Annotated in this window: 14 protein-coding genes and 3 tRNA genes; all 17 read left to right on the forward strand. The window is 40.4% G+C overall.

From position 1 onward, the window contains the following. The first annotated feature begins 191 nt into the window (after positions 1-191). Positions 192-1,268 (forward strand): class II fructose-bisphosphate aldolase, encoded by a 1,077-nt coding sequence (fbaA, locus tag KEM09_RS11540; RefSeq protein WP_212188070.1) that lies wholly within the window; start codon positions 192-194, stop codon positions 1,266-1,268. Positions 1,269-1,368: 100 nt separating this feature from the next. Further along, positions 1,369-2,685, forward strand: a complete 1,317-nt coding sequence (locus KEM09_RS11545) for a sodium-dependent transporter (protein WP_212228487.1) — start codon at positions 1,369-1,371, stop codon at positions 2,683-2,685. A 9-nt stretch (positions 2,686-2,694) separates the two neighbouring features. Further along, the gene (locus KEM09_RS11550; RefSeq protein ID WP_212228488.1) at positions 2,695-3,618 is read left to right on the forward strand and encodes a helix-hairpin-helix domain-containing protein; all 924 of its coding nucleotides are present in this window, start codon (positions 2,695-2,697) and stop codon (positions 3,616-3,618) included. A 167-nt stretch (positions 3,619-3,785) separates the two neighbouring features. Beyond that, on the forward strand, positions 3,786-3,977 hold the full coding sequence (gene rpsU, locus KEM09_RS11555; protein WP_212228489.1) for a 30S ribosomal protein S21: 192 nt from the start codon (positions 3,786-3,788) through the stop codon (positions 3,975-3,977). Positions 3,978-4,051: 74 nt separating this feature from the next. Continuing rightward, entirely contained in the window at positions 4,052-4,957 is a 906-nt protein-coding gene (locus KEM09_RS11560) for a tyrosine-type recombinase/integrase (RefSeq protein ID WP_212228490.1), read from the forward strand. Then, entirely contained in the window at positions 4,954-5,253 is a 300-nt protein-coding gene (gene hpf / locus KEM09_RS11565) for a ribosome hibernation-promoting factor, HPF/YfiA family (RefSeq protein WP_212228491.1), read from the forward strand. The genes KEM09_RS11560 and hpf overlap by 4 nt, the downstream gene beginning before the upstream one ends. Before the next feature lie 191 nt (positions 5,254-5,444). Beyond that, positions 5,445-5,527 (forward strand) — tRNA-Tyr (locus KEM09_RS11570). Positions 5,528-5,602: 75 nt separating this feature from the next. Continuing rightward, positions 5,603-5,675, forward strand: a tRNA-Gly gene (locus KEM09_RS11575). A gap of 83 nt (positions 5,676-5,758) precedes the next feature. Beyond that, a complete protein-coding gene (gene tuf, locus KEM09_RS11580; RefSeq protein WP_212228493.1) occupies positions 5,759-6,946 on the forward strand; it encodes an elongation factor Tu in 1,188 nt (395 codons plus the stop codon). 49 nt (positions 6,947-6,995) lie between these two features. Beyond that, a tRNA-Trp gene (locus tag KEM09_RS11585) sits at positions 6,996-7,068 on the forward strand. 59 nt (positions 7,069-7,127) lie between these two features. Next, positions 7,128-7,322 carry a preprotein translocase subunit SecE gene (secE, locus tag KEM09_RS11590; RefSeq protein ID WP_212188063.1) on the forward strand — a complete coding sequence of 65 codons (195 nt, stop codon included), beginning with the start codon at positions 7,128-7,130 and terminating at the stop codon, positions 7,320-7,322. A 20-nt stretch (positions 7,323-7,342) separates the two neighbouring features. Continuing rightward, on the forward strand, positions 7,343-7,888 hold the full coding sequence (gene nusG, locus KEM09_RS11595; RefSeq protein WP_212188062.1) for a transcription termination/antitermination protein NusG: 546 nt from the start codon (positions 7,343-7,345) through the stop codon (positions 7,886-7,888). Positions 7,889-7,995: 107 nt separating this feature from the next. Next, positions 7,996-8,439, forward strand: a complete 444-nt coding sequence (gene rplK, locus KEM09_RS11600; RefSeq protein ID WP_212228495.1) for a 50S ribosomal protein L11 — start codon at positions 7,996-7,998, stop codon at positions 8,437-8,439. 19 nt (positions 8,440-8,458) lie between these two features. Beyond that, the gene (gene rplA / locus KEM09_RS11605) at positions 8,459-9,154 is read left to right on the forward strand and encodes a 50S ribosomal protein L1 (RefSeq protein ID WP_212188060.1); all 696 of its coding nucleotides are present in this window, start codon (positions 8,459-8,461) and stop codon (positions 9,152-9,154) included. A gap of 28 nt (positions 9,155-9,182) precedes the next feature. Beyond that, positions 9,183-9,701 carry a 50S ribosomal protein L10 gene (gene rplJ, locus KEM09_RS11610; protein WP_212228496.1) on the forward strand — a complete coding sequence of 173 codons (519 nt, stop codon included), beginning with the start codon at positions 9,183-9,185 and terminating at the stop codon, positions 9,699-9,701. Positions 9,702-9,734: 33 nt separating this feature from the next. After that, positions 9,735-10,112, forward strand: a complete 378-nt coding sequence (rplL, locus tag KEM09_RS11615) for a 50S ribosomal protein L7/L12 (RefSeq protein WP_212188058.1) — start codon at positions 9,735-9,737, stop codon at positions 10,110-10,112. 100 nt (positions 10,113-10,212) lie between these two features. Further along, positions 10,213-14,022, forward strand: a complete 3,810-nt coding sequence (gene rpoB / locus KEM09_RS11620) for a DNA-directed RNA polymerase subunit beta (protein ID WP_212228498.1) — start codon at positions 10,213-10,215, stop codon at positions 14,020-14,022. The last annotated feature ends 50 nt before the right edge of the window (positions 14,023-14,072 follow it).

Below are 14,072 nucleotides of genomic sequence, written 5' to 3' on the forward strand. Positions count from 1 at the left end.
AAGCTATTGATTGACAAAAATATAAGTGATATTTGTCATGTGTTCAGCTTTTAATTTGTAATCAATTTGTGGCAATAAGTGTAAGCGATAGGAGGTTAGTGGGTGAATAAATGTAATTTTTTCTCGATGTTTTTCACTAATTTCGTAGAGTTTTTTAGAAAAGTATTATTTCGAACTATAAATTAAAAGCTATGAAGCGAGTATTAGATGTTGTAAAACCTGGTGTTGTTACTGGTGATGACTTAGGTAAACTTTTAGCAGTAGCAAAAGAAGAAGGTTTTGCAATGCCTGCTGTAAATGTTGTTGGTACAGATTCAATTAATGGTATTCTTGAGGCTGCAAAGGCAGTTAACTCTCCTGTAATGATTCAGCTTTCAAATGGTGGAGCTGCATTCTATGCTGGTAAAGGTTTAAAGTTAGAAGGTCAGCAAGCACAAGTATTGGGTGCAGTTTCGGCTGCGAAACATGTTCATACTTTGGCTGAAGCTTATGGGGTGCCTGTTGTGTTGCACACAGACCACGCTGCTAAGAAATTATTGCCTTGGATTGACGGATTATTGGATGCCAGCGAAAAGCATTTTGCAGAAACTGGTAAGCCTTTATTTAGCTCACACATGCTTGACCTTTCAGAGGAGCCATTAGAAGAAAATATTGCTATCTGTAAAGAATACTTAGCTCGCATGAGCAAAATGGGTATGACTTTAGAGATTGAATTAGGTATTACTGGTGGTGAAGAAGATGGTGTTGACAACTCTGATGTAGATAATGCATTGCTTTATACTCAGCCAGAGGAGGTATGTTATGCATACGAACAATTGTTGGAAGTGTCTCCAAACTTCACTGTTGCAGCTTCATTTGGTAATGTGCACGGTGTTTACAAGCCAGGTAACGTTGTATTGAAGCCATCTATTCTTGATGATTCTCAGAAATACATCCAGAAGAAGCATAATACAGCAGAAAAGCCTGTTAACTTTGTTTTCCATGGTGGTTCAGGTTCTACACTTGAGGAAATTCGTGAAGCAATCAGCTATGGTGTAATTAAGATGAATATCGATACTGATACACAGTGGGCTACTTGGGATGGTATCCGTAAGTTTGAGGCTGCTAATCGCGATTACCTGCAAGGTCAGATTGGAAACCCTGAAGGTGACGACAAACCAAATAAGAAGTACTATGATCCTCGCGTATGGTTACGTAAAGGACAAGAGACTTTGGTTGAGCGTTTGAAAGTGGCTTTCGAAGATCTTAACTGCATCGATCGTCTGTAAAAAAAACTTAAGAGTTTAAATATCATTATAAAGAGGCACGGGTTTTGTACTTGGTGCCTCTTTTTTAATTATATTGTAACGGATTAAATAACAAGTAAGTATGAGTGCTACATCAAGAGATGGTTTTACAAATAAGTTTGGAGTTATTGCTGCAGCGGCAGGTTCAGCTGTAGGTTTGGGAAATATCTGGCGTTTCCCTTATGTTGCCGGTGAAAATGGGGGAGGTGCCTTTTTGTTGGTTTACCTTCTTTTTATTGTGATGATTGGTCTGCCAGTAATGTTATCTGAATTATTGATCGGACGTAGGGCTCAAAAAAGTGTATTCGGTGCCTTCCGAACACTGGCTCCTGATAAGCCACTATTTATGTCAGTTGGTATAATGGGAGTTGGTGCGGCTTTTATGATTCTGGCATTTTATGCTGTTGTGGCTGGCTGGACCATGGAATACACCTATCTGGCTATAACAGATAGTTTATCAGATATGACTCCTTCAGAGTTAAGTGCTTTCTTTAGTGAGTTTCAAACCTCTACCGTAGGTCCTCTGGTGTGGGTTGGTGTTTTTATGATATTGACCGCTGGTATAGTGATAGGTGGCGTAAAAAATGGTATTGAAAAATATACGAAGATTTTGATGCCTTTGTTGCTGGTTATTATTATCATCTTAAGTATCAAATCGGTTAGCCTTGAAGGTGCGCATGCTGGTTTGGCATTTTTGTTTAAACCTGATTTTTCCAAGCTAAGTGGGGATGTAATATTAGAGGCTTTAGGTCAGGCCTTCTTTTCTTTAAGTATTGGTATGGGAGTGATTGCAACATATGGTTCTTACATCCAAAAGAAGGAAAATCTAATTCACACTGCTGTCTCTGTTTCTTTTGCTGATAGCTTAATTGCTGTATTGGCGGGAGTGGCTATTTTTCCTGCCGTTTTTGCTTTTGGTATCGATCCAAGTTCGGGGCCTGGTTTAGTTTTTGAAACGCTGCCAAATGTATTTAATAGCATGCAAGGCGGATATATTTTTTCTGTTGCATTCTTTATTTTGCTGGTGATTGCAGCGCTCACTTCATCCGTTTCCTTGCTGGAAGTTGTGGTCGCCTATTTTGTGGAAGAACTCGGGTTAACTCGTAAGAAGGCAACCATTATAGCTGCGGGTAGTATATCTGTTTTAGGTGCGTTCTGTGTCTTGTCTGATGGCGCTTTTAAATTCTTTGACTGGACTTCTTCAAATATTTTATTGCCATTAGGAGGTATTCTGATTGCTGTATTTGCAGGATGGGTGCTAGGTAAGGCTAAGGTAGCAGACGAACTGAAAGCACACGGCGGTAAAATTTATTTGACAGGCGTGTTGATGGTTATTCTCAAGTTTATTGCTCCATTGGCTATTAGTGCAGTATTCTTACATGGCCTTGGTTTACTTTAACCTTTACATATGTGGCGCGATTTACTAACACTATCCAAAAGAGAACAGCTTGCTTTATTGACGCTGGTTGTTTTGCTTATATTAGTTGCCAGTGTTTTTCTTATTGCGCCAAGCGAGCATGACGTTTTTGTAGACCAAGAATTAATTGCCTGGGCTGAAGGTGTTAGTGTTTCAAAAGACATTCCCAAGGGAGCAAAACTGGATACTGTTTTCTTTTTTAATCCCAATCATGAGAGCGTAAGTAGGTTGCAAATGTTGGGTTTTACCAATCATGCTATTATAAATCTATTAAAATACAGAGAAGCGGGGGGGAGAATTAAAACGCCCGAGAAGCTCAGAAGTATTTATGGGGTGGATTCGGTGTTGTATGTTAAGCTGGAAAACTATATCCTTTGTGATGATGTTCGACAGGAGGTAAGCTATCAACCTGAGAAAAGGGTGAGTTATGATGCGTATAATATCATGCATCATGAAAACGAGGGTGTAAAAGCATACCAGACAACTCAAGTGCTTGTTGATGACAGGCCAAAATTGTCAATAGAAATTAATAGTGCTGACACGGCAATGTTTGCCTTGTTACGAGGGATTGGCCCGGTGCTGTCAAAGCGTATTGTGGCTTATCGAAATAGGATAGGTGGTTATTGTTCTGTTGATCAGTTGAAAGAGGTGTATGGACTTTCGATGCAAGTGATTGAGCAAAACAGAGAGTATCTTAAAGTGGATGAAAAACGGGTGATGCCAATGGATATTGCCAAAGCCAGCCTGAAACAGATGAAGAATCATCCGTACCTTGATTTTTATATGGCCAAGGATATTTATGAGATTCGAAAGGCCGGTCAGCTCAATTCTATAATGCAGTTTCGTGATTCACTCTCTTTCGCTAAGGCTGACATGCAGCTGTTGGCCAGGTATTTTGTTGTTGATGTCAGGTAAATAGCAATAATTCATTGAAAAAATAAGGACGAAAATTTGTTGTAATCGCTAAACTTCATTTTCTTTGCAGCTGCAAAAAATTAAGGTTGGGGAGTGAAAATGCTTCAAACAGTTGAGATTTTGCGGTTTAATGACTAATTTTGCGGTCCAAATAAAAAGTAAGCGTTATGATAGTAATTCCTATTAAAGAGGGCGAAAACATTGAAAGAGCTCTTAAAAAATTCAAAAGAAAATTCGAAAAGACTGGTGCTATGCGTGAGTTGAGATCGCGTCAGGCATTTACTAAGCCATCTGTAGTCAGAAGAGAGCAAGTAAAAAAAGCTATATACATCGAGCAATTGCAGCGCGAGTCTGAATAAATTGCTTGCGGAGGGCGTCTGTTTACTGCTTTTTTCGTATATTCGTTTAAAGCATAAAAGGACACCCTCTGTTGATGCAATACTTAGATTCTTTCTTTAAATATCTGGAATTTGAGCGGAGAAATTCTCCGCATACGATCACTGCCTACAAGACAGATGTTAATCAGTTTTGTGAGTATTTGAATGATTGTGAAATAGGGTTCTGGAATGAAGTTACTTCGAAAACAATCCGAGCCTGGGTTGTTAAGCTGGTTAATGATGGTGTCACAGCACGATCAGTAACTCGCAAAATTTCTACACTTAAAGTTTTATTTCGGTATTTGATGCAACAGGGGGGTGTAGAGACCAATGTGGCGGAATATGTTTCTGTTCCAAAGCTTCCTAAGCGTTTGCCTGTGTTTGTCAAGGAGCAGGAAATGGATTTGTTGCTTGATAAAGTGGATTTCGGGAAGGGATTTAAAGGGCAGCGTGATCGTTTGATTATCGAGATGTTTTATAATACCGGGATGCGCCTTTCTGAGTTGGCCGGGTTAACAAATGAGCAGATTGATTTAGCTAACGGATTATTGAAAGTTAAGGGGAAGCGAAATAAAGAGCGGATTATTCCTATTATTCCGGAACTAAAGGTTTCACTTGTTGGTTATCTAAAGAGTAGGGATGGTGAGTTTCCGGAGCGCTCGGCTAAGCATATTTTTTTAACGGAAAAGGGAATGCCTGTCTACCATAAATTGGTGTATCGAGTGGTGAACCGGTATTTGGGGCAGGTTTCAACAGTAGCTAAGAAGAGTCCTCATGTAATTCGGCATTCATTTGCGACAGCTTTATTAAATAGGGGAGCTGATTTGAATGCCATCAAGGAATTGCTGGGGCATGCTAATCTGGCGGCGACAGAGGTTTATACACACAATACTTATGCGCAATTAAATTCTATTTATAAACAGGCTCATCCAAGAGCCGAAAAGATGGAGGATTATTTATGAATATTACAATTCAATCCGTACGCTTTACTGCGTCTGCACAGTTAGAGGAGTTTATTCAGCAAAAAGTAGCGAAAATGGGGCAGTTCTTTGATGGGATTGTTTCGGCCGAGGTGATTCTGAAGTTGGATAAGTCTGACTCAACGGAGAATAAAGTGACAGAGATAAGTCTGAATATTCCGGGGGGAGAGCTGTTTGCGAAAAAGCAATGTAAGACATTTGAAGAGGGGGTGGATTTGTCAGTTGATGCCCTGCGTAAGCAGCTGATTAAATGGAAGGAAAAGGTGAGAGCTAAATAGGCAAAAAAAAGATTTATTTTTTTGTGTTCTTGAAAAATAATTATACATTTGCACACCGATTTTAGGGTAGTAGAAGTGCCCTAAAGCGCTATAAATAGGCTGATTGACCAAGGTTATCGGCCTATTAAAATGAAATAAAGTTAGTGTTTTGAAACTAACAACGGTCTTTAAATATTATTGAAAAACCAAATGGGGAGATACCAAAGTGGCCAACTGGGGCGGACTGTAACTCCGCTGACTTATGTCTTCGTAGGTTCGAATCCTGCTCTCCCCACTTTTTTAGGAACAAAATCTGTTTTTTGCTGACATTGAAGTTTAATTTACTTATCTTTAACGTCCTGCGAAAAATGCGGGAGTAGCTCAGTAGATAGAGCATCAGCCTTCCAAGCTGAGGGTCGCGGGTTTGAGCCCCGTCTCCCGCTCTCTCTTGGAGCTGTGATAGTGATTCCTTAAAATGCTTTAAATTAAGATTTAATTTATATCTAATTGTCTAATATTTCGAGTTATGGCTAAAGAAACATTTGTAAGAACGAAGCCTCACGTTAATATCGGAACCATTGGTCACGTTGACCACGGTAAAACTACCTTGACTGCTGCAATTACTAAAGTGTTGGCAGATAAAGGACTTTCTGAAGTGAAAGACTTCGATCAGATTGATAACGCTCCTGAAGAAAAAGAAAGGGGTATTACAATTAATACTGCTCACGTTGAGTATCAAACTGAAAACCGTCACTACGCACACGTTGACTGTCCAGGTCACGCCGACTACGTTAAGAACATGGTAACTGGTGCTGCTCAGATGGATGGTGCTATTCTTGTATGTGCTGCTACTGATGGTCCTATGCCACAGACTCGCGAGCACATCCTGCTTTGTCGTCAGGTAAACGTTCCTAAGATCGTTGTATTCTTGAACAAAGTTGATATGGTAGATGACGAAGAGCTTCTTGAACTAGTTGAAATGGAAGTTCGTGATCTATTGAGCTTCTACGAGTTCGAAGGTGATGATTCTCCAGTAATCATGGGTTCTGCTCTTGGTGCATTGAACGGTGAAGAAGAGTGGGTTGAAAAAGTAATGGAATTAATGGCTGCTGTTGATGAGTGGATTCCGCTTCCTCCACGCGATGTTGAAAAGCCATTCTTGATGCCTGTTGAGGATGTATTCTCTATCACAGGTCGTGGTACTGTAGCTACTGGTCGTATCGAAACTGGTGTTATCAACTCAGGTGAAGAAATGCAAATCATCGGTCTTGGTGCTGAAGGTAAGAAGACTGTATGTACTGGTGTTGAGATGTTCCGTAAGATTCTTGACCGTGGTGAAGCTGGTGATAACGTAGGTCTGTTATTACGTGGTATCGACAAGAAAGAGATTAAGCGTGGTATGGTATTAGCTAAGCCAGGTTCAATCACTCCTCACTCTAAGTTCAAAGGTGAGATTTATGTATTGAAGAAAGAAGAAGGTGGTCGTCACACCCCTTTCCACAATAAGTACCGTCCTCAGTTCTACCTGCGTACGCTTGACGTAACAGGTGAGATTACTCTTCCAGAAGGAACTGAAATGGTAATGCCTGGTGATAACGTAACTATCACAGTAGATTTGATTTACCCAGTAGCATTGAACCAAGGCCTACGTTTCGCTATCCGCGAAGGTGGACGTACAGTAGGTGCTGGTCAGGTAACTGAAATTCTTGACTAATCACTGATTAGAATATACCATAACCGGAAGTGCTGCTTCCGGTTATTTTACGGGTGTAGCTCAGTTGGTAGAGCACTGGTCTCCAAAACCAGGTGTCGGGCGTTCGAGTCGCTCCTCCCGTGCACAAAAGAGCCGGTTTTAGATTCTTAAATTTAGGACCGGCAAACTAATGAAAAGTACTATGAGTAAGATAACAGCATATTTCAAGGATGTTCAGAATGAACTAATTCATAAGACATCATGGCCAAGTTGGTCAGAACTGACTAACAGTGCTATCGTGGTAATGGTAGCCTCAGTGATTATTGCAGGCGTTGTCTTTGCAATGGATTATTCGTTTGATACAATTCTTGACTGGGTATATAAACGCCTTTACTAATTTATAAGGACTCTCAAATAATGGCAGAAGTCAGTAAGAAATGGTATGTCCTTCGTGCAATCGGAGGAAAAGAGAAGAAGGTTAAAGAATATGTGGAGAGCGAAATCGCCGGCCTTAAGCTGACTGATTACGTTAGCCAGGTATTAATTCCCACCGAAAAAGTTTACCAGATTCGTAACGGTAAAAAAGTAAGTAAGGAGCGTCCTTATTTGCCAGGTTACGTTTTGGTTGAAGCGGCTATGGTTGGTGAGATACCACATATCCTTAGAAATATACCTAATGTTATCGGATTTCTCAATGATAATGATGATATGCCGGTACCATTGCGTCAATCTGAGGTTAACCGTATACTAGGTAAGGTTGACGAATTGAATGAGACCGATGAGGAAATCAATGTACCTTACTTTGTTGGCGAAACAATTAAAGTAATTGATGGACCATTTAATGGATTCAATGGCTTAATTGAGGAAGTTAACGAAGAGAAGAAGAAATTAAAAGTAATGGTGAAGATTTTCGGAAGAAAGACACCATTAGAGTTGAGTTTTATGCAGGTTGAAAAGGAATAGTGACTTAGTAGTAATGGCTTCCATGTAAACGTTAAGTTTGCATCTACAAGTTAAACACTTTTTAAACCTCTAAACTATATATTTATTAATAAATACGAATTGCTACAATGGCTAAAGAAGTAGAAACCTTTATCAAACTTCAGATCAAAGGTGGTGCAGCAAATCCTTCACCTCCAGTAGGACCTGCGTTAGGTGCTAAAGGAGTGAACATCATGGAATTCTGTAAGCAATTCAATGCCAGAACACAGGAAAAAGCTGGTAAAGTTTTACCTGTGGTCATTTCGGTGTATAAAGATAAGTCTTTTGACTTTGTCATTAAAACACCTCCGGCAGCCGTTCAAATTATGGAAGCAGCTAAGCTTAAAGGTGGTTCACCCGAACCTAACCGTAAGAAAGTTGGTTCTATTACCTGGGAACAGGCAAGAACAATTGCTGAAGATAAAATGGCTGACTTGAATTGTTTTACTGTAGAATCTGCAATGAGGATGATCGCCGGTACCGCCCGAAGTATGGGAGTAACCGTAACTGGAGAATTCCCTGGTAGTAACTAATTAAGACCTTTTTGCGAAAATGACAAAACTAACAAAAAATAAAAAGTTAGCGTTAGAAAAATTCGACACCTCAAAGCAATATTCTCTTGAGGATGCAGCAAAATTGGTAAAGGAAATCACCACTACCAAATTTGATGCCTCTGTGGATGTTGATGTGCGTTTAGGAGTTGACCCTCGTAAAGCAAATCAAATGGTTAGAGGGGTTGTAACTTTACCTCACGGAACTGGTAAGGAGACTCGCGTTCTTGTAATGTGTACTCCTGACAAGGAAGAAGAGGCTAAAGCTGCAGGTGCGGATCATGTTGGATTGGACGAATACATTGAGAAAATCAAAGGCGGTTGGACTGATGTAGACGTGATCATAACAATGCCTAGCGTGATGGCTAAAGTAGGTGCTCTTGGACGTATATTAGGTCCACGTGGTTTGATGCCAAACCCAAAGAGTGGTACTGTAACTATGGACATCGCTAAAGCTGTTAACGAAGTTAAGGCTGGTAAGATTGACTTTAAAGTGGATCGCTACGGTATTGTTCATACCTCAATCGGTAAAGTATCATTTACTGAAGATAAGATTGTTGACAACGTAAAGGAATTTATGAGCACTATTATGAAGCTTAAGCCTTCAGCTGCTAAAGGAACTTACGTAAAAAGTATTAGTCTTTCTAGTACCATGAGTCCTGGTATTCGCATCGAACCTAAATCGGTTGATGCTTAATGTTTAACTTTTAAAGAACAAAGGAATCATGAGAAAAGAAGATAAAAGTACATTAGTCAACGAACTGCTTTCAAACTTAAACGAGTACAGCCACTTCTATGTGACTGAAGCAGGTGGTTTGAATGCTGAAAATAGTAGTAAGTTACGTCGCGAGTGCTTCAGCAAAGAAGTGAAGATGATCATGGTAAAAAATACCATTTTCAAGAAAGCTTTGGAGCAACACGAGGGCGAGTACGAAGAGCTTTATGATACATTAAAAGGAACAACAGCCATCATGTTTTCGAACACTGGTAACGTTCCTGCCAAGTTGATTAAGGAATTCTCAAAAGGAAAAGAGAAACCAACTTTAAAAGGTGCGTATGTAGAGGAATCACTTTACGTAGGTGCTGACCAACTTGAGGCACTATGTAACATTAAGTCTAAGGACGAGTTACTCGGCGATGTAATCGGATTACTACAGTCTCCAATGAAGAATGTTGTTTCTGCGCTTCAATCAGGAGGTTCAACAATACATGGTTTATTACAAACCTTAGCAGAAAAAGAATAAAAAAAGTACAAACAATATTTAATAAATAGAAAAATGGCTGATATCAAGAAGCTTGCTGAAGAGTTAGTAAATTTAACTGTTAAAGAAGTTAACGAACTTGCTGAAGTATTAAAAGAAGAGTATGGTATCGAACCTGCTGCTGCAGCTGTAGCTGTTGCAGGTCCTGCTGCTGGTGGCGAAGCTGGTGGTGCTGCTGAGCAAACAGAATTCGACGTAATTTTGAAAGCTGCTGGTGGTTCTAAATTAGCTATCGTTAAGTTAGTAAAAGAAATGACTGGCGTTGGTCTTAAAGAAGCTAAAGAATTAGTTGACAAAGCTCCAGCTCCATTGAAGGAGAAAGTTACTAAAGAAGAAGCTGAAGCATTAAAATCTCAGTTAGAAGAAGCGGGAGCAGAAGTTGAACTTAAGTAATTTTGGTCCTATATAGGATATCCGGTTTAGGAATCAGCGCAAGCTGACTCCTAAACCTTTTTGTGCTTTTATATTTTAGGTTCAATAAATTAGTTGATAGATGACTCCAAATACTACAGAAAGGATTAGTTTTGCTTCCATCCAGAACAGGTTAAATTATCCTGATTTACTGGAGGTTCAATTAAAATCTTTCCGCGAATTTTTTCAGATGGGTACTACCCCTGAAGAGCGGACAAAGGAGGGGTTGTACCAGGTATTCAACGAGAATTTTCCGATTACCGACACAAGAAACAATTTCGTTCTTGAGTTTCTTGATTTCTCGATTGACCCTGCTCGTTACACCATCCCTGAGTGCATTGAAAGAGGTTTGACCTACAGTGTACCTCTTAAAGCCAAGTTAAAATTGTACTGTACAGATCCCGAGCATGAGGATTTCGATACTGTGGTACAAGATGTTTACTTGGGAACTATCCCTTATATGACCGATAAGGGAAGCTTCATTATTAATGGAGCTGAGCGTGTTGTTGTTAGCCAGTTACACCGTTCGCCTGGTGTTTTCTTCGGCCAAAGTGTACACGCTAATGGTACAAAGTTATACTCTGCACGTATAATCCCTTTCAAAGGGTCATGGATTGAGTTTGCAACCGATATCAACAGTGTGATGTATGCCTACATCGACAGGAAAAAGAAATTACCTGTAACAACACTGTTAAGAGCCATCGGATACGAAGGAGATAAAGACATCCTTGAAATATTCGATTTGGCAGACGAAATTAAAGTTAATAAGGCAAGTCTAAAAAAAGTTGTTGGCCGTAAGCTGGCAGCTCGTGTTCTAAAGAGTTGGATAGAGGATTTTGTAGATGAGGATACAGGTGAAGTTGTATCGATCGAACGTAACGAAGTGATTATCGATCGTGAAACCGTTATTACCGATGAACACGTAGACGAAATTATTGACTCCGGAGCAAAAACAATTTTACTCCATAAGGAGAATCAAAACCTTTCTGATTTTGCCATCATTTACAATACGCTTCAAAAGGACCCATGTAACTCCGAAAAAGAAGCGGTTGTTCACATCTATCGACAGCTACGTAATGCTGAGCCACCCGATGAGGCAACAGCACGCGATGTAATTGATAAGTTATTCTTCTCTGATAAGCGTTATGATTTAGGAGAAGTAGGACGCTACCGATTAAATAAAAAACTGAATCTAAGTACGGATTGGGAGACTAAAGTGTTGACACGCGATGATATCATTGCGATTATCAAACACCTGATTCAGTTGATCAATTCAAAAACTGACGTTGATGATATTGACCACTTGAGTAACCGTCGTGTAAGAACCGTTGGTGAACAAATGGCTAATCAATTCGGTGTCGGTTTAGCTCGTATGGCACGTACTATTCGTGAGAGAATGAATGTGCGCGACAACGAAGTGTTTACGCCAATTGACCTGATTAACAGCAAGACTTTATCTTCTGTAATTAACAGTTTCTTTGGTACAAACGCTTTATCTCAGTTTATGGATCAAACAAACCCATTGGCTGAGATTACCCATAAGCGACGTATGTCAGCGCTTGGACCTGGTGGTCTTTCGCGTGAAAGAGCAGGTTTCGAGGTACGTGACGTTCACTATACCCACTATGGACGTCTTTGTCCGATTGAAACACCTGAAGGACCAAACATTGGTTTGATTTCTTCATTGTGTGTTTATGCTAAGATTAATGATCTTGGTTTTATTGAAACACCATACCGTAAGGTAACCGACGGTCAAGTTGAATTGTCTAATGAAGGTGTTTCATACTTGACAGCCGAAGAAGAAGAATCAAAAATTATTGCACAGGCTAACGCCCCATTGAATGAGGATGGACGTTTCGTCAATGACCGCGTTAAGGCGCGTGAAGAAGGTGACTTCCCGGTAGTAGAGCCAGGCGAAGTGCATATGATGGACGTTGCGCCTAACCAGATTGCTTCTGTAGCTGCCTCGTTGATTCCTTTCCTTGAGCATGATGATGCGAACCGTGCATTGATGGGTTCTAACATGATGCGTCAGGCCGTACCATTGTTGCGCCCAGAATCACCTATCGTTGGAACAGGATTGGAAGGAAAATTGATTCAGGATTCGCGGACCCACGTTGTTGCTGAAGGCGATGGTGTAGTTGAGTACGTTGATGCTGATGAGATAGTCATTCGTTATGATCTTACTGACGATGAGCGTTATGTAAGCTTCGAAGGGGAGACAAAGCGTTATCCTATTGTAAAATATCAGAAGACCAACCAGAATACCTGTATCGATATCAAACCATTGGTTCATAAGGGAGACCGTGTGACTGAAGGTATGATTTTGACAGAAGGCTATTCAACTCAAAAGGGTGAGCTTGGTTTAGGTCGCAACCTGAAAGTGGCATTTATGCCTTGGAAGGGATATAACTTTGAGGATGCGATCGTAATATCTGAGAAAGTTGTACGTGATGATGTATTTACATCGGTACACATTGACGAGTATTCACTGGAAGTGCGTGATACTAAGCGTGGTCTGGAAGAGTTAACTTCTGATATACCTAACGTTAGTGAAGAAGCTACCAAGGATTTGGACGAGAATGGTTTGATCCGTATTGGAGCTCATGTGAAGCCTGGTGATATTCTGATTGGTAAGATTACTCCTAAAGGAGAAAGTGATCCTACACCTGAAGAGAAGTTGCTTCGTGCCATTTTCGGTGAGAAAGCAGGTGATGTGAAGGATGCTTCATTGAAAGCCTCGCCTTCATTGAAAGGTGTTGTAATTGATAAGAAGTTATTCTCAAGAATCGTTAAGGATCGTAAATCAAGAACTTCAGAGAAGAGTCAGATTGCCAAAATTGATGAAGATTTCATCAGGGCAACTGAGGAATTGAAGGGACGTTTGGTAGACAAATTGTTTACACAGGTTAATGGTAAAACTTCGCAAGGAGTTAAAGACTATTACGATGTAGACATTGTGTCGAAAGGAACGAAGTTTACTCAGAAGATTCTGAATGATATTGATTATATCAATGTAAATCCTAACAAGTGGACAACCGATAACGATAAGAATGAACTTATTGCTAAAGTTATCCATAACTACAGGATGAAATATAAAGAGTTGGAAGCGAAAGAAAAGCGCCAGAAGTACAATGTTACGATTGGTGATGAACTTCCAGCTGGTATTGTACAGCTTGCTAAAGTATATATCGCCAAGAAGCGTAAGATTACAGTTGGTGATAAGATGGCAGGCCGTCACGGTAACAAAGGTATTGTATCACGTATTGTTCGTGCGGAAGATATGCCGTTCCTGGAAGATGGAACACCTGTTGATATTGTATTGAACCCACTGGGTGTACCATCAAGGATGAACCTTGGACAGATTTATGAAACTGTTCTTGGTTGGGCCGGGTTGAATCTAGGAGTGAAGTTTGCAACACCTATTTTTGACGGTGCCAAGATGGACGACCTGAACAAGTGGACGGACGATGCTGGTATTCCAAGGTATGGACGTACTTACTTATACGATGGAGGTACAGGAGAGCGTTTCCACCAGCCGGCAACTGTTGGTGTGATTTATATGCTTAAGCTGGGCCACATGGTTGAAGATAAGATGCACGCGCGTTCAATTGGTCCTTACTCACTGATTACTCAGCAGCCATTAGGTGGTAAAGCACAGTTTGGTGGTCAGCGTTTTGGTGAGATGGAGGTATGGGCACTGGAAGCATTCGGTGCAGCTAATATCCTTCAGGAGATCTTAACAGTTAAGTCTGATGATGTAATTGGTCGAGCCAAAGCTTATGAAGCAATTGTTAAAGGAGATGGTCTGCCACAGCCTGGTATTCCAGAGTCTTTAAATGTATTGTTGCATGAGATGAGAGGTCTTGGACTAAGTGTGACCCTAGAATAATAGTCTGATCGAAGAGAGTAGCCTTGTGTTACTCTCTTGATAACCATATT

It is taken from the genome of Carboxylicivirga mesophila, from assembly GCF_018271975.1.
GTDB lineage: Bacteria > Bacteroidota > Bacteroidia > Bacteroidales > Marinilabiliaceae > Carboxylicivirga > Carboxylicivirga mesophila.